The following is a 15,076-nucleotide window of genomic DNA, read 5'->3' as shown; positions in this document are numbered from 1 at the left end:
CGTTTATCGGGACCTTGATTGCCTTCGCCATACTGGTTGTCTCCTACCTCTATTCCTCTCCGGAAAGACTCTTCCATGGGGTGCTGCGGACATAGGCAGGATTCAAAACCAACACTACATGGACCACATCCTTACGGGCCAGGAAAACTGCTATTCGTATGGACGCCCAGTGGCGGTAGTAGGTGACAAGACCGCCTGTCAGGTGCACGGGCTTCAAACGATCATGACCGGAGAGCCAACTTACTGCATCAATGGCCAACCCGTTGCCGTTAACGGATCGCAAACCAGTTGCGGAGTTGAACTCGCCTCTTTTCGTGGCACACGGCGTTGGTCATGCCCAACGCCTGAACGTGGAAAAGGCATCCACGCCATTCGTGCCCAGGAGCTTGCGGACTATCTCAAAAGGCGCCCCTTTTCCCAGTGTCCACAGACACAGATGTTGACCGGAGAAGAGTTCGAAGATGCCATCTGGGGGCGTACCGGCATCGTTTTCTTCAAGGACTACTGGCGCAGGGGAAACCAGCAGGCCCTCACAGGCGACCATATCGATCTCTGGGATGGTAATGAGTTGGCAAGCGAAGGAGCCATTTTTACTTTTTTCAGGCTGAATACCCCAAGGATACTAGAGCCTTTTGATGTATCAGATCTCAAACGACCAAGTGAGGTTTTATTCTGGGAACTAACATAATATGATCAAGAAAATTGCCTATGCAATCATACTCTTCCTATTTTTTACAGCATTATCCATCGGCATATTCTTTGCCCTAGCAACCCTAATTGCCCCACACCTCTATCCGATATTTGAAACACTTATTCTGGATGGAAAAAAATATGAGGGGGAAAGGCATGCGAAGAATGTCTTGACTTATCTACTCACCATCTACCCCATCCTCAGCATCATAATATCGACAACAATCTTCAAAAAGGTCTACGACGTGCTTAAGAAAAAACCACAACAGAGCTTTCTGAAAACTCCAAAAGATCAAGCAAGGGGATGGCGAGGTACTATTTTGGGAGCTAAAATAGTCAAGGTGCTGACCGGCAGCATTTTAGCCGTGATTTCCTTCTTCCTGGCTATCGGACTGTGGCTAGCACTCGCGTACTGGCCAGCACCTCAACTCTACCTAATCGTTGAGGAAATACTGTTCAACGGAAAAAAGTACGAGGGTGAAACATTTAGCCAGTATTATTTTTCTTATATCTTTGTCGTTTATTTCTGCCCTTGCATACTGGCCTCCGCATGGTTCGGCCGGCATATCTACAAAAAAATTTTCAACGCCATACAGAGTAAAGAAGAAAGTCTAGCTCAACCCGCCTTGCTCGACCGCTTGCCAACTGACCAATCACCACCAGCCAGCACTATCGCCGCCCCCATCTCGAACCTATCAAAAATAGCCCACTGGTCAATCTTTGTGGCAAGAAGCCTCATGCTTGCTATCGCTTTTATCCTGCTTCACATCACCATCCTGTCGGTCTTCTTTCTTTTTGTCGCGCCTTATCCCTTTCCAGCGTTGATGAGTCTTTTCTACACAGACCCACATATCAGCCCAGCAAATGACAACGAACTCTACTGGAACTATATTTTCGTGATTTACATGCCGACAAGCGCAGCAATAGCCCACGGCCTTCTTCGGCGTATCGCCCAAAAAACACCTCTGCGTTCCCTTAAAAAAACCGATAGCGATTGACCTGGTTTATTCATGAGACAGGACAGAAAATGAAGATGACGAGTGGTTATCTCTCGTAGAATCAAGATGTTCCAGCCAGAACACGATTCAAGAGGACCACTCGCCATGGGTGAAAGACGATCCTCCTGGATTATCTCCTGCAACCACTCTGTCCGTCTCGTGCCGAGCGGCCAGCGAACCACGAGCGATAGCGGCGCGCTGCTGCTCCGCGAAACCCTCGATCGCAGCGGCGTCATTGATGCGCTGGAAGACAATCTGGTTGACCCGCGCAACCTGCTCCAGCAGAAGATCAGCCCGATCAACGCGTACTGGTACCACAACAGATCCTGCATCCGCCGCTCCCTCTGGATCACCACTAAAATTATTTGTCTGCTTATCACTTTAGCCTGTCTGGCTGCACGGCAACATAAGACATCAGTGGAGATAGAGAGGCATCCGTCTCGCAAGGAGTGGGTTGGAAGACCCGGCCTTCAGCCCCTATGCTGAATTTGCCAGAACGAGCATTTTCTACTCTCACCTTCGCAGGAGAGCACGCCATGGAATGGCTGGAAGATCTTGTCGACTACCTGACCGAGCATGACATCAAGCTGGCCACCGCGGAGTCCTGCACCGCCGGTCTGATCGCCTCGGAACTGGCCCGCGTACCTGGCAGCGGCCAGGTCATCGACAGCGGACTGGCCGTCTACTCGCCCGAGGCCAAGAACCGCTACCTGGGGATCCCCTTCGAGACCATCTCGCGCTACGGCCTGACCGGCGAGGAGATCACCCGGGAGATGGTGCTGGGCACCCTGAACAACTCCAACGCCAAGCTGGCGATCGCCAACACCGGCATCGCCGGCCCAGGCGAACCCGAGGATGGACCGCCCAAGGGCACGGTGTGCCTGGGCTGGGGTTTTCGCTACGAGGACAAGATCTACGTGGTCACCACCACCGAGCATTTCGACGGGGATCGCAACGAGGTCCGCCTGGCGGCGGCCCATCATGCCCTCAAACGGGTGTGTGACTGGCACCGCGACATTCGCGACGGCAAGCTCGCGCCCTACTGGCGTGAGCACGACTGACACCCCAATCCCGCAAGGAGGCACGGATGACCCACGACGATATCGACCAGTTGCAGCGCATCATCGCGCGTGAACTCGAAGTCCAGCCCGGGGCGGACATCAGGGATGAAATTCAGCGGCGCCAGGCGTTTCTGATCGACCAGCTTCACACCACCGGCCAGCACTGCCTGGTGCTCGGCATCAGTGGCGGCGTGGACTCGACCAGCGCCGGCCTGCTGGCCCAGCGGGCGGTCGAGGCAGCGCGGGAGCGACTGCCCGAAGCACGCTTCATCGCCATGCGCCTGCCCTATGGCGAGCAGCAGGATGATGACGACGCCAGGCAGGCGCTGGACGCCATCCAGCCGGACGAGTGCCTGACGGTCAATATCAAGCCGGCCAGCGACGCCATGCTGGAAGCGCTGGAGCAGGCAGGCCTTGAGTTTCGCGACCAGGCCCATCGCGACTTCGTGATGGGCAATATCAAGGCGCGCCAGCGGATGATCGCCCAGTACGCCGTGGCCGGCGCTCAAGGTGGCCTGGTCATCGGCACCGACCAGGCCGCCGAGGCAGTGATGGGCTTCTACACCAAGCACGGTGACGGCGCCTGCGACCTGGTGCCCCTGGCCGGCCTGACCAAGGGCCAGGTCCGCGACATGGCTGCACAACTGGGCGCCCCGGATACCCTGGTCAACAAGGTGCCGACGGCGGACCTGGAGTCACTGCGCCCGCAATTGAGCGACGAGGAAGCCCTCGGCGTCAGCTATGCCGCCATCGACCGCTTCCTCACCGGCGAGAGTGTCGCCCCCGAGGACGCCGAGCGCATCATCGCCACCTGGCGCCGCACCGCCCACAAGCGTGCCATGCCCAGGACGCCCTGATACCCCGGGCACTTGAGGCGAAGCGCCTTGGCCGAAGAGAGACGCTGCAAGAGAAAGAGGCACTGGGCGAGAAGAGGCACTGCACTGAAAAGGCGCTGACCAAAAAAGAAGACCCGGAACGCAAGGAGGCCCTGCCGATGCAGGGCCTCCTTGGTTTGCTAATGACGCCATTTGATGGCATCCACAACGGGATTTAGAACGGGATCTCGTCGTCGAAATCGTCGAAGTTGCCCGGGTCCGGTGCGCCGAAGCCGCCCTTCTGACCACCGCCCTGGTTGGGCGCCTGCTGGGGCGGACGGTTCTGCTGAGCGCCACCCTGCTGACCGCCGCCAAAGTTGCCGCCCTGCTGGGGCTGGCCGCCACCGAAGTTGCCGCCCTGCTGGGGCTGGCCACCACCGAAGTTGCCACCCTGCTGGGGCTGACCACCACCGAAGTTGCCACCGCCCTGCTGGGGCTGACCACCGCCGAAGTTGCCGCCGCCCTGAGGGCCGCCGCCGAAGCCGCCACCCTGGCCGCCTTCACCGCGACCATCGAGCATCTGCATGTCGTTGGCGACGATCTCGGTAGAATAGCGATCCTGGCCGTTCTGGTCCTGCCACTTGCGGGTCTGCAGGCGGCCTTCGATGTACAGCTTCGAGCCCTTCTTGAGGTACTGCTGGGAAATCTCGGCCAGCTTGTTGAACATCACCACCCGGTGCCATTCGGTGCGTTCCTGGCGCTGGCCGCTCTGGCGGTCCATCCAGGTATCGGTGGTCGCGAGGTTCAGGTTGGCCACGGCGGTGCCGGACGGTGTAAAGCGTACCTCCGGATCCTGGCCGAGGTTGCCGATGAGGATGACCTTGTTGACGCCACGGGCCATGGTTGACTCCTTGATGCAGACAATGGGTGCCGGGCCGGCGGGCAGGATAGCTGCCACGCCCCCGGTGACAATCGGTCGGCGTCGATCGGTCGACGCCACAAAAGCGGATGTCGCTACTATACGCGAGATCGAGACGATTCGCCGCCGTGAAGAACGGCTCGGCACTCGAGCGCAGACAGTGTGCTGCGACGTGGTGCTGCGACCTGATGTCGCGACAAGGTGCCGACACCAGGCGCCGCGACTATCTACCGCGGCTATCTACCGTAACTATCTACCGCTACCTAGGAGCGCTGGGTCGACGAACGGGTCAGCCGCGCCAGCGCCTCGGTGTCCAGGGTGGCGCGATCCACCTTCAAGTAAGCCAGCCGCTCTTCTGGCACCACCAGCACGTCCTCGACCCCGGCGACGGCGGCAAAGCGCGCCATCAGGTTGTCCAGGGTGTCGCTCTCGTGCTCGTCGGCCAGGGCCACCACCTCGCTGGACAGGTGGCGCGGCGCGCGCATGCCGAGCATCAGCACGAACCAGCCAAGCCCCAGCAGCGCTGCTCCCAGGAACACCGCCGACAGCCCGAACTGCTGGGCCAGGAAGCCGCCCATCACGCCACCGAGGAAGGCCCCCAGGAACTGGCTGGTGGAATAGACCCCCATGGCCGTACCCTTGGCCCCGGCCGGCGCCAGCTTGCTGATCATCGACGGCAGGGTGGCCTCGAGCAGGTTGAAGGCGGTAAAGAAGGCCAGCAGCCAGGCGCCCAGGGCTACCAGGCCCGAACCGGCGAGGCCCAGCCCGACCAGACTCAGAGTGATGGTAGCGATGGCACCCAGGCACATCAGCTTCATCTTGCGCTTCTTCTCGGCCACGATCACCAGCGGCACCATGGCGACGAAGGACAGTCCCATCACCACCAGGTAGACCAGGCCATGGCGGGCTTCGACGACGCCGGCATCGACCAGCTTGAACGGCACGGCGGTGAAGATCGCCATCAGGATCAGGTGCAGGCTAAAGATGGAGGCGTCCATGCGCCACAGGTCCATGCGCCCTAGGATACTGGCGAGCTGCCCGCGGTCGAGGCCGACGTCACGATGGCCGCGCCGGCGCGGCGCCGGCGGCACCAGCTTCCACAGCACCAGCATCCCCAGCGCCGCCAGCAGGGCGGTGAAGTAGAACACCCCGGCCAGGCCAAAGTGGCTGGCCACCAGCGGGCCGAGCACCATGGCGACGCCAAAGGCCACGCCGATCGACAGACCGATGGTCGCCATGGCGGCGGTGCGAACCTGCTCGCGGGTCTGGTCGGCCAGAAGCGCCATGATGGCGGCGGCCACCGCACCGCTGCCCTGTAGACTGCGGCCAACAATCATCATGGCGATGGAGTCCGCCTGGGCGGCGATCACGCTACCGATCAGAAACAGCCCCAGTCCGGCGGCAATCACCGGCTTGCGCCCGATGCGATCCGACAGCAGACCGAAGGGAATCTGCAGTACCGCCTGGGTCAGGCCATAGACGCCGAGCGCCAGCCCCACCAGCAGAGGGGTGGCCCCGACCAGGTGGTCGGCGTTGAGGGCGAGTACGGGCAACACCATGAACAGCCCGAGCATGCGTGTGGCGTAGAGCCCCGCCAGACCGACGATGGCGCGCCGCTCGGAGGCTAACAAGAGTCTGGCCTTGGACATGAACGAATTCCGGCTTGAGAGCGGGGAGAGAGCCCCGAAGGTGGACCGCATATTCTAGCGCCTGGGGGCGATCCAGAAAATGCCGACACTCGAGTCATTTCACAAGCGTCTTTTCACCGGTGGCTTTGCCGGCCGGGCGACCGGCCACGTATAATCGACCTTTTGCCGCGTCTTCGAGGTGGGAATGGACAAGATTCTGGTCAGGGGTGCCCGCACCCACAACCTCAAGCAGATCGACGTCGAACTACCCCGTGACAAGCTGATCGTGGTCACCGGGCTGTCTGGCTCCGGCAAGTCGTCGCTGGCCTTCGATACCCTCTACGCCGAGGGGCAGCGCCGCTACGTGGAGTCGCTGTCCACCTATGCGCGCCAGTTCCTGTCGATGATGGAAAAGCCCGACGTGGACCATATCGAGGGGCTGTCGCCGGCGATCTCCATCGAGCAGAAGTCCACCTCCCACAACCCGCGCTCCACCGTCGGCACCATCACCGAGATCTACGATTACCTGCGCCTGCTGTTCGCCCGTGCCGGCACCCCGCGCTGCCCGGAACACGGCGAGGACCTCGAGGCCCAGACCATCTCGCAGATGGTCGACCAGGTGATGGCGCTGCCGGAAGGCAGCAAGCTGATGCTGCTGGCCCCGGTGGTCAGCGGTCGCAAGGGCGAGCACCTGCAGCTGCTGGCAGAGCTGCGCTCCCAGGGCTTTGTACGCGCCATGGTCGACGGCCAGGTGCTGGAACTCGACGACGTGCGCCCGCTGGACAAGAACCGCAAGCACGACATCAGCGTGGTGGTGGACCGCATCAAGGTACGCGAAGGCCTCGAGCAGCGCCTGGCGGAATCCTTCGAGACCGCCCTGGGTCTGGCCGACGGTACCGCCATGGTCCACTTCATGGACGGTGAACAGGACGACATGGCGTTCTCGGCACGCTTCGCCTGTCCGGTCTGCGGCTACTCCATCGCCGAACTCGAACCGCGGATGTTCTCGTTCAACAACCCGGCCGGCGCCTGCCCCACCTGCGACGGCCTGGGGGTGCAGCAGTTCTTCGACCCGGAAAAGCTGATCAGCCACCCGGAGCTGTCCCTGGCGGAAGGCGTGATCAAGGGCTGGGACCGGCGCAGCGTCTACTACTTCAACCAGCTGAAGTCGGTGGCCGAGCACTACCGCTTCACCCTCGAGACCCCGTGGCAGGATCTGGCCCGTCACGAGCGCGAGGTGATCCTCAACGGCAGCGGCAAGGACGACATCGCCTTCAGCTACGTCAATGATCGCGGCAAGAAGGTCACCCGCGAGCATCCCTTCGAGGGCGTGCTGCCGAACATGCAGCGCCGCTACCGCGAGACCGAGTCGAGCATGGTCCGCGAGGAACTCGCCCGCTACATCGCGGTGCAGCCCTGCCGCACCTGCGAGGGCTCGCGCCTGCGCAAGGAAGCCCGCCACGTGTTCGTCGACGACACCACCCTGCCCGAGGTGGTGCGCCTGCCGATCGGCGACGCCCAGCGCTACTTCAGTGAACTGAGCCTGCCTGGTCGGCGCGGCGAGATCGCCGAGAAGATCCTCAACGAGATCTCGGCCAGACTCGAGTTTCTGGTCAACGTCGGCCTCGACTACCTCAACCTGGAGCGCAGCGCCGAGACCCTGTCCGGTGGCGAGGCCCAGCGCATCCGCCTGGCCAGCCAGATCGGTGCCGGCCTGGTGGGCGTGATGTACATCCTCGATGAGCCCTCCATCGGCCTGCACCAGCGCGACAACGACCGCCTGCTGCAGACCCTGGAACGCCTGCGCGACCTGGGTAACACGGTGATCGTGGTCGAACACGACGAGGACGCGATCCGTGCCGCCGACCACGTGCTCGACATCGGCCCCGGCGCCGGTGTCCATGGCGGCGAGATCGTCGCCGAAGGCACCCCGGAGGAGGTCATGGCCAACCCGGCCTCGCTGACCGGTCAGTACCTGTCCGGTACCCGCGCCATCGAGGTACCGCCCTGGCGCATCCCCGGCAACCCGGAAAAGATGCTCAAGCTCACCGGCGCCTCGGGCAACAACCTCCAGGACGTCACCCTGGAGCTGCCGCTCGGGCTGTTCGTGTGCGTTACCGGGGTGTCCGGCTCGGGCAAGTCGACCTTGATCAACTCGACCCTGATGCCGATCGCCGCGCGCGAGCTGAACAAGGCCACTACCCTGACGCCGTCACCCTACACCGGCATCGAGGGGCTCGATCAGCTCGACAAGATCATCGACATCGACCAGAGCCCGATCGGCCGCACGCCGCGCTCCAACCCGGCGACCTACACCGGCATCTTCACCCCCATTCGTGAACTGTTCGCCGGCACCCAGGAGGCGCGCTCACGCGGCTACAAGCCCGGCCGCTTCTCGTTCAACGTCAAGGGCGGGCGCTGCGAGGCGTGTCAGGGCGAGGGCATGATCAAGGTCGAGATGCACTTCCTGCCGGATATCTATGTGCCCTGCGACGTGTGCAAGGGCAAGCGCTACAACCGCGAGACCCTGGATATCCACTACAAGGGCAAGACCATCGATGAGGTGCTGGAGATGACCGTGGAGGAGGCGCTGGAGTTCTTCAGCCCGGTGCCCGCCATCGCCCGTCGTCTGCAGACCCTGGTCGACGTGGGCCTGACCTACATCCGCCTGGGCCAGAGCGCCACCACCCTGTCCGGCGGCGAGGCCCAGCGGGTCAAGCTGGCCCGGGAGCTGGCCAAGCGCGATACCGGCAAGACCCTGTACATCCTCGACGAGCCCACCACCGGCCTGCACTTCGAGGACATCCGCCAGCTGCTGACGGTCCTGCACCGGCTGCGCGACCACGGCAACACCGTGGTGGTCATCGAGCACAACCTTGACGTGATCAAGACCGCCGACTGGCTGATCGACCTGGGCCCGGAGGGCGGGTCCGGCGGTGGACGCATCATCGCCGAGGGCACCCCGGAACAGCTTGCCGAGATGGCGGTCTCCCACACCGGGCGCTTCCTCAAGCCGCTGCTCAAACGCGCCGCCCCCACCTCGCGCAAGGGCGACAAGGAAACCGCGACCGCCTGAGGCCCGCGGGTGGAACGCGTGTAGCCGCAGCGACAATCGAAAACACTGATGAAAGAAGCAGCGAAAGGGGAAGGCCAAGGCCTTCCCCTTTTCTGTTCCTGATGGTTCGCGCTTTATTTCACACAGAAGCGCGAGGACACAGCAGCGTCAGCCACACCCTACCTAAAGACTGCTCTCGTGCAGGATGCCCTTCAAGGCAAGCGCCCGCCGGGCGGTCTGTTCAAGCTGACAGGCGGCGGCGAAGACGCTGCGGATGGTGCCATCCTGGTAGCGGGCGTAGGCGTAGCCGCACTCGGCGTCGCGGAAGGTGATCCAGGCACGCTGCACGTCTCTTAGCGCGTCCACCCGGGAGATACCCACGTCAGGATTCCCCTCGTCCTGCTCGCGCATCAGCGCGCGCAGCTCCTGATACTGGGCGTTGAGCAGTTCATCCCAGACCCGGGTCTCCTGGGCCAGGCAATCGACGATGCCCAGGGTCGTAGCCCCGCCCGGGCTCTGCTGGCAGGCGTCGGCGGCGAGTCCGATGCAGTCACCCACCGCCCCCTGGCCCATCTGTACAAAGCAGTCGCGCACCTCGGCGGCGTCGACCGTGGGCGCCGCACTGCCCCCCACCTCGGCCAATGATGACGCCTGGGCAGCCTCCTTGCCCGCTTCTTCTGGATCGCCCGGCGTCTGCGCCACGGCGATGAGTGGCGATAGCACCAGCATCGACAACAGCCTCTGCCACGTCCTTTGCATGCCTTTCCCCCGATACCTTGTCCCTGACTGACAGCATAGGGGAGGCGCCAGCCACCAGACACGAGAAACCGGCGCTGCGATACGGGATCGAAGCGCCGATCGATGCTACGCGCGATAGTGCACGTGTGATCGCGGGTAAATATGCCTAGCCGCCGGTGAGGAACAGCGAGATGCCCGGCAGGTAGGTGATGGCCAGAAGCAGCGCGATCATCGCCACGAAGTAGGGAATGATCGCCGCCGACACCTCCATGATCTTCACCCCGGCCACCGACGAGGCAACGAACAGGTTGACGCCCAAGGGCGGAGTACAGAAACCGATGGCCAGGTTGACGGTCATGATCACCCCGAAGTGGATCGGATCGACCCCGGCGGCGGCGGCCACCGGCAGCAGCAGCGGGGTCAAAATGATGATCGCCGCAATGGTCTCCATGAACATGCCGACGATCAGCAACAGCAGGTTGACCATCAGCAGCAGCACCAGCGGGTTGGTGGAGAAGTCGGTGATGGCGGCGGCCAGGTCATTGGGCACCTGGGCAATGGTCAAAAGCTGGCCGAAGCCACCGGCCACCACCACCAGGATCAGGATCTGACCGCTGGTCGAGGCACTGCGCGCAAACACCTTGGGCAGCTCCGACAGCCGGATATCGCCGTAGACGAAGACCCCGACGATGATCGAGTAGATCACCGCCACACCGCCGGCCTCGGTGGGCGTAAAGATCCCTCCGTAGATGCCTCCCAGGATGATGACAGGCACCAGCAGCGCCCAGATCGACTCACGCAGTGAGGTGGCCACCGCCTTGCCGGAGAAGCGGGTACGGTCTTCCAGCAGCTTGCGGTTGTGCCTGAGCATCAGGCGCGCCGTCAGCATGTAGGCGAGGCCGAACATGACGCCGGGTACGATCCCCGCCATGAACAGCTTGCCGATCGAGACCTCGGCCGAGACGCCATAGATGATGAAGGGGATCGACGGCGGAATCATCACCCCCACCATGCCGCCGGCGGCGGTCAGCGCAGACGAGAAGCGACGTGGATAGCCGACCTTTTCCATCTCCGGCACCATGTTCGAACCGATCGCCGCCACGGTGGCCGGAGACGAGCCGGAAATCGCCGCAAAGAAGCAGCAAGCCAGCACATTGACGTAGGCCAGACCACCCTTGACGTGCCCCACCAGCGAGTGGGCGAAGCCGACGATTCGCCGCGACATGCCGCCCATCTGCATCAGGTCGCCGGCCAGCACGAACAGCGGCACCGCGATCAGCGGAAAGGAGTCTGCCGCGGTCACCAGCGAACGCGCCAGCAGCACCACCGGCGGCGCACCATCGACCAGCAGCATCACCAGCAGGGTGGCGAGCCCCATGGCCATGGCCACCGGCATGCTGATGGCGATAAAGGCGAACAGCATGCCGATCAGGGAAACGGCGATCATAGGGCACCTCCTTCAACGCTGGTGCGAGGCGACTGCCACGACGACCAGCAGTGTTGCAGGATGCGAAACGCCGACAGCAGGGCACCGGCCGGGGCCGAGGCGTAGTACAGCGGCACCGGCATCTGCAGCACCACCGACACCTGGCTTCGCACCATGGGGTTGAGCATCAGTTCGATGCAGTGGATGCTGATGGTGACCAGAAACGCCACCACGGTCAGCCGGACCACCAGGGTCAGGCGGCGCTGGGCCGCCTCGGGCAAGCGCTCCTTCAGGAAGGCGATCTCGATGTGCTTGTCCTGGCGAAAGACATAGCTCACTGCGATCCAGATAAACCAGATAAATAGCCAGCCCACCAGTTCCTCGCCCCAGGACAGGGACGCGTTCAGCACATAGCGCGCCAGCACATTGGCACACACCAGAGCAACGATCAGCGCCAGCAGCACCACTGACAGACACTCTTCCAGTCTTTCATTCAGCCAACGAATCATCGGCGTGTCCTCGGCTAGCCGGCTTCGGGCGCCAGCCGGGAGACAGCCGCCATGGCGGCGTCCCCGGCGCGGTCAGCGTGCCGGTCTTGTGCTTGATCACTGGGCGGCGGCGCTGTCGATGGCGGCCATCCAGCCATCGAAGACATCCGCGCCGATACGCTCGCGATACTGGGCGTTGACGTCTTCGGCGATGGCGGCGAAGGCCTGGTACTGCTCATCGGACAGTTCGGATACCTCGACACCCTGCTCCTGGATACGCGCCAGGTGGTCGGCATCTTCCGCGGCCACCAACTCGCGGTCGTAGGCGATAGCCTGGTCCATCGACTGCTGGATCAGTTGCTGCTGGTCTTCGGGCAGGGACTCGAAGAAGGCCTTGGAGATGACCGGCGTGTAGACGGTGAAGATGTGTCCCGACAGGGTCAGGTACTTCTGCACCTCGTGGAAGCGCTGGGTGTCGATCAGCGAAAGCGGGTTTTCCTGGCCGTCGATGACCCCCTGCTGCAGGGCGGAATAGACCTCACCAAAGTTCATCGGCGTCGGGTTGGCCCCCAGCGCCTTGAAGGTGTCGACGTGGGCCGGCACCTTCATGGTGCGCAGCTTGATCCCGTCGAGGTCCTCCGGTGAGCCGATCGGGCGCACATTGTTGGTCAGATGGCGCATGCCGCTCTCGACCCAGCCAAGCCCCTTCAGGCCAAGCCGATCGAGCCGTTCCAGCAGAGCATCGCCCTCGGGGCCATCGAGCACGTCCAGGGCGGTGTCCTTGTCCGGGTAGATGTAGGCCAGCTCGACCACGCCGAAGGCGGGATCCCAGTTGTTGAAGAACGACGACGGCGACACCGCCATTTCCAGGATACCGGTCTGCACTCCTTCGATCATGGCCCGGTCGGGGCCCATCTGGGACGACGGAAAGATCTGCACGTCGATCTCGCCATCGGAACCTTCTTCCACCAGACGCTCGAACTCCACCATCGCCCGCGACATGTGGAAGTTTTCGTTGGCGCCGTGTCCCAGCTTGATGACGGTGGCGGCCTGAGCCGGCGCGGCGGCGACCAGCATGCCGAGAAGTAGCCATTTCTTGGTCATGTCAAATTCTCGCTGTTGTTGTTGAAGACAGTGTTGATGGAGGAGAGGGGCTTCCATCAACTGGTATTCCAGATTTCGACTTGAAGATTGATTGATGCCAAAAGGATCTGTCAAGAAAGCGCCAAGGCTCTCTCGCACTCGGCCACGCCCACCCTTGCTTTCCGCCATCATTCCCTGCCGCCGAAGCGATCCCGACTCCGCCACTATCTTCTAGACTTATATGTCTGTTTTTAAATGCTTATAAGAAACTCAGAAAGAAACAAGCAGGGTTCGACACAAGGCCGTTCGGTGGCTGATTCGGCGCAATAGTTACGACACCAAGCAAGACCAATGTCTAATAACGGTGGCGATCAATCATCTTTGACAGCGTGACGTCAGCTTGTATATTCCAACCTATCTGGTGCCTGGTACACCAGTTGAACAAAAACACGACAATGAATCACCACGAGGAAGTGCCATGTCCACCAGACCGAAGGTGATCATCACCGATCACGACTTCGCCGATGTCGAGCTTGAGCGAGACATTCTCGAGCAGGCAGGAGCGGAGGTGGTGGCGCTGCAGGCCAAGTCGGAGCAGGACCTGCTGGACCACGCATCTGACTGCGCCGCCATGATCAACCAGTACGCCTACATCGGCGCCACCACCATCGCTGCCATGCAACGTTGCCAGGTTATTGCCCGCTACGGCGTCGGCACCGACATCGTCGACGTCGCGGCGGCCACCGCCAAGGGCATTCAGGTCACCAACGTGCGCAATTACTGCACCGAAGAGGTCGCCGATCACGCCATCAGCCTGTGGCTGGCCCTGGCCCGCGGTCTGTTCCCCTACGACCGGGCCACCCATCGAGGCGAATGGCGCTGGCAGAGTGCTGCCCCCCTGCATCGCCTGCGTGGCCAGACCGTCGGCATCGTCTCCTTTGGTGCCATCGGCCAGGCCATTGCCCAACGCGCCAAGGCCTTCGGCGCCCAGGTGATCATCCACGACCCCTACGTCGACGATGCCACCATCGCCGCCCATCAGGTGGCGGCGGTGGACAAGGACACCCTGGTCGCCGAATCCGACGTGGTCATGATGCAGGTGCCGATGACGGCGCAGACCCGTCACTTCCTGGGCGAAAAGGAGTTTCGCTCGATGAAGCCCAACGCCCTGGTGGTGTGTACCGGTCGCGGCCCCACCATCGACAACCGCGCGCTCTACCAGGCGTTGTCGCAAGGCTGGATCGCCGGCGCGGGCCTCGATGACCCCGAGGAGGAGCCGGCCAAGCGCAAGCACTGGTCTCCCGACGACAACCCGCTGTTCTCGCTGCCCAACGTCATCGTGACGCCCCACGCCGCCTACTACTCGGAGGAATCCCTGCGCGCGGCCCGCACCATCGCCGCCCAGGAAGTTGCCCGGGTGCTGTCCGGCCAGGCGCCCCTCAATCCCGTCAACACGCCGTCTCACTGAACCACGCCACCACACCGACCAGAGGAACCTATCCATGCTCAAGCAATTCAACGACTTCAAGCGCGACGCGGCACTGCTCGAGAAATTCGACAAGGTGCTGTCCTACTACTCCGCCACGGCGGTCTTCGCCGATTCCCAATACCGCACCGGGGTGATGGACAGCGGCATCAAGCCGGCCTTCCGCGCCAAGGTCTGTGGCCAGGCAATCACCGTGCAGCTGTCCAAGGGCGACCTGGTCGACCCGCTCAAGGCGCTGGAGATGGGCCAACCCGGCGACATCATCGTGGTCGACGCTGGCGGTGACCCCAATACCTCGGTGTGTGGCGGCCTGATGGGAGCGCTGGCCAAGAATCGTGGCATTCGCGCCATGGTAGTGGATGGCGCCGGCCGCGATACCGATGAACTGGAAGACATACATTGGCCGATCTGGACCCGCGCCATTACTCCGCGCGGTACCCACACCATGTTCTCCGAGCGCAAGGAAGAGCTGTCGATCAACGTGCCCATCGCCTGCGGCGGGGTGCCGGTCAATCCCGGTGACTTTATCGTCGCCGACGTGATGGGCGTGACCGTCATTCCGCTGGCCAGGGCCGCCGAGGTGGTCGAGCTGGCACTGGAGCAGGCCGAGCGCGAGGAAGCCACCCGCGCATGGGTTCAGCAGGGCAAGACCGTCGAGGACCTGCTGGCCGAGTTCGGGAGGATCTAGG

General features: G+C 62.5%; 13 protein-coding genes and 1 pseudogene. 8 read left to right on the top strand and 6 right to left on the bottom strand.

Annotated features, from left to right (window positions below; all coding sequences use genetic code 11):
* The first annotated feature begins 118 nt into the window (after positions 1 to 118).
* From C9F12_RS13375 to nadE, 5 genes and pseudogenes are all read left to right on the top strand, one after another.
* A complete protein-coding gene (locus C9F12_RS13375) occupies positions 119 to 688 on the top strand; it encodes a T6SS effector amidase Tae4 family protein (protein ID WP_108449186.1) in 570 nt (189 codons plus the stop codon).
* Position 689: 1 nt separating this feature from the next.
* On the top strand, positions 690 to 1,688 hold the full coding sequence (locus C9F12_RS13370) for a hypothetical protein (protein ID WP_108449185.1): 999 nt from the start codon (positions 690 to 692) through the stop codon (positions 1,686 to 1,688).
* Between the two features lie 66 nt (positions 1,689 to 1,754).
* Positions 1,755 to 1,970: pseudogene (locus tag C9F12_RS13365) on the top strand (IS1380 family transposase); the annotation flags it as partial.
* Positions 1,971 to 2,224: 254 nt separating this feature from the next.
* Positions 2,225 to 2,749: a CinA family protein gene (locus C9F12_RS13360; RefSeq protein ID WP_108449184.1), complete on the top strand. Its 525-nt coding sequence runs from the start codon at positions 2,225 to 2,227 to the stop codon at positions 2,747 to 2,749.
* A gap of 26 nt (positions 2,750 to 2,775) precedes the next feature.
* On the top strand, positions 2,776 to 3,606 hold the full coding sequence (nadE, locus tag C9F12_RS13355; RefSeq protein ID WP_108133425.1) for an ammonia-dependent NAD(+) synthetase: 831 nt from the start codon (positions 2,776 to 2,778) through the stop codon (positions 3,604 to 3,606).
* Positions 3,607 to 3,799: 193 nt separating this feature from the next.
* Here nadE and ssb read toward each other — a convergent pair whose 3' ends face one another.
* Both ssb and C9F12_RS13345 read right to left on the bottom strand, forming a co-directional pair.
* Positions 3,800 to 4,465, bottom strand: a complete 666-nt coding sequence (gene ssb / locus C9F12_RS13350; RefSeq protein WP_045990835.1) for a single-stranded DNA-binding protein — start codon at positions 4,463 to 4,465, stop codon at positions 3,800 to 3,802.
* 281 nt (positions 4,466 to 4,746) lie between these two features.
* Positions 4,747 to 6,132 (bottom strand): MFS transporter, encoded by a 1,386-nt coding sequence (locus C9F12_RS13345; RefSeq protein ID WP_108449183.1) that lies wholly within the window; start codon positions 6,130 to 6,132, stop codon positions 4,747 to 4,749.
* 184 nt (positions 6,133 to 6,316) lie between these two features.
* Here C9F12_RS13345 and uvrA point away from each other — a divergent pair, with 184 nt between their 5' ends.
* Positions 6,317 to 9,187: an excinuclease ABC subunit UvrA gene (gene uvrA / locus C9F12_RS13340; protein ID WP_108449182.1), complete on the top strand. Its 2,871-nt coding sequence runs from the start codon at positions 6,317 to 6,319 to the stop codon at positions 9,185 to 9,187.
* Positions 9,188 to 9,349: 162 nt separating this feature from the next.
* Here the strand turns inward: uvrA and C9F12_RS13335 are convergent, their stop codons facing one another.
* From C9F12_RS13335 to C9F12_RS13320, 4 genes are all read right to left on the bottom strand, one after another.
* Positions 9,350 to 9,925, bottom strand: coding sequence for a lysozyme inhibitor LprI family protein (locus tag C9F12_RS13335; RefSeq protein WP_108449181.1), 576 nt, complete (start codon positions 9,923 to 9,925; stop codon positions 9,350 to 9,352).
* Positions 9,926 to 10,070: 145 nt separating this feature from the next.
* On the bottom strand, positions 10,071 to 11,351 hold the full coding sequence (locus tag C9F12_RS13330) for a TRAP transporter large permease (protein WP_108449180.1): 1,281 nt from the start codon (positions 11,349 to 11,351) through the stop codon (positions 10,071 to 10,073).
* Complete coding sequence (locus tag C9F12_RS13325; RefSeq protein ID WP_108449179.1) at positions 11,348 to 11,839, bottom strand: TRAP transporter small permease; 492 nt, start codon at positions 11,837 to 11,839, stop codon at positions 11,348 to 11,350. The genes C9F12_RS13330 and C9F12_RS13325 overlap by 4 nt, the downstream gene beginning before the upstream one ends.
* 96 nt (positions 11,840 to 11,935) lie before the next feature.
* The gene (locus C9F12_RS13320) at positions 11,936 to 12,922 is read right to left on the bottom strand and encodes a TRAP transporter substrate-binding protein (protein WP_108449178.1); all 987 of its coding nucleotides are present in this window, start codon (positions 12,920 to 12,922) and stop codon (positions 11,936 to 11,938) included.
* A gap of 457 nt (positions 12,923 to 13,379) precedes the next feature.
* On the opposite strand from C9F12_RS13320, the gene C9F12_RS13315 reads away from it, so the two are divergent.
* Together C9F12_RS13315 and C9F12_RS13310 are read left to right on the top strand one after the other, a co-directional pair.
* Complete coding sequence (locus C9F12_RS13315) at positions 13,380 to 14,369, top strand: C-terminal binding protein (RefSeq protein ID WP_108449177.1); 990 nt, start codon at positions 13,380 to 13,382, stop codon at positions 14,367 to 14,369.
* 34 nt (positions 14,370 to 14,403) lie between these two features.
* Positions 14,404 to 15,075, top strand: coding sequence for an RraA family protein (locus C9F12_RS13310; protein ID WP_108449176.1), 672 nt, complete (start codon positions 14,404 to 14,406; stop codon positions 15,073 to 15,075).
* Position 15,076: the final 1 nt, after the last annotated feature.

It is taken from the genome of Halomonas sp. BN3-1, from assembly GCF_003056325.1.
Lineage (GTDB): Bacteria > Pseudomonadota > Gammaproteobacteria > Pseudomonadales > Halomonadaceae > Halomonas > Halomonas litopenaei.
Note: the sequence above shows the minus strand (reverse complement) of the source record. Positions and strands in the feature narration are given on the sequence as shown.

Coding starts and splice junctions, on each gene's coding strand:
- nadE (WP_108133425.1), top strand. CDS start 2,776: ATGACCCACGACGATATCGACCAGTTGCAGCGCATCATCGCGCGTGAA.
- C9F12_RS13315 (WP_108449177.1), top strand. CDS start 13,380: ATGTCCACCAGACCGAAGGTGATCATCACCGATCACGACTTCGCCGAT.
- C9F12_RS13330 (WP_108449180.1), bottom strand. CDS start 11,351: ATGATCGCCGTTTCCCTGATCGGCATGCTGTTCGCCTTTATCGCCATC.
- C9F12_RS13370 (WP_108449185.1), top strand. CDS start 690: ATGATCAAGAAAATTGCCTATGCAATCATACTCTTCCTATTTTTTACA.
- C9F12_RS13325 (WP_108449179.1), bottom strand. CDS start 11,839: ATGATTCGTTGGCTGAATGAAAGACTGGAAGAGTGTCTGTCAGTGGTG.
- C9F12_RS13375 (WP_108449186.1), top strand. CDS start 119: ATGGACCACATCCTTACGGGCCAGGAAAACTGCTATTCGTATGGACGC.
- C9F12_RS13360 (WP_108449184.1), top strand. CDS start 2,225: ATGGAATGGCTGGAAGATCTTGTCGACTACCTGACCGAGCATGACATC.
- uvrA (WP_108449182.1), top strand. CDS start 6,317: ATGGACAAGATTCTGGTCAGGGGTGCCCGCACCCACAACCTCAAGCAG.
- C9F12_RS13310 (WP_108449176.1), top strand. CDS start 14,404: ATGCTCAAGCAATTCAACGACTTCAAGCGCGACGCGGCACTGCTCGAG.
- C9F12_RS13335 (WP_108449181.1), bottom strand. CDS start 9,925: ATGCAAAGGACGTGGCAGAGGCTGTTGTCGATGCTGGTGCTATCGCCA.
- ssb (WP_045990835.1), bottom strand. CDS start 4,465: ATGGCCCGTGGCGTCAACAAGGTCATCCTCATCGGCAACCTCGGCCAG.
- C9F12_RS13320 (WP_108449178.1), bottom strand. CDS start 12,922: ATGACCAAGAAATGGCTACTTCTCGGCATGCTGGTCGCCGCCGCGCCG.
- C9F12_RS13345 (WP_108449183.1), bottom strand. CDS start 6,132: ATGTCCAAGGCCAGACTCTTGTTAGCCTCCGAGCGGCGCGCCATCGTC.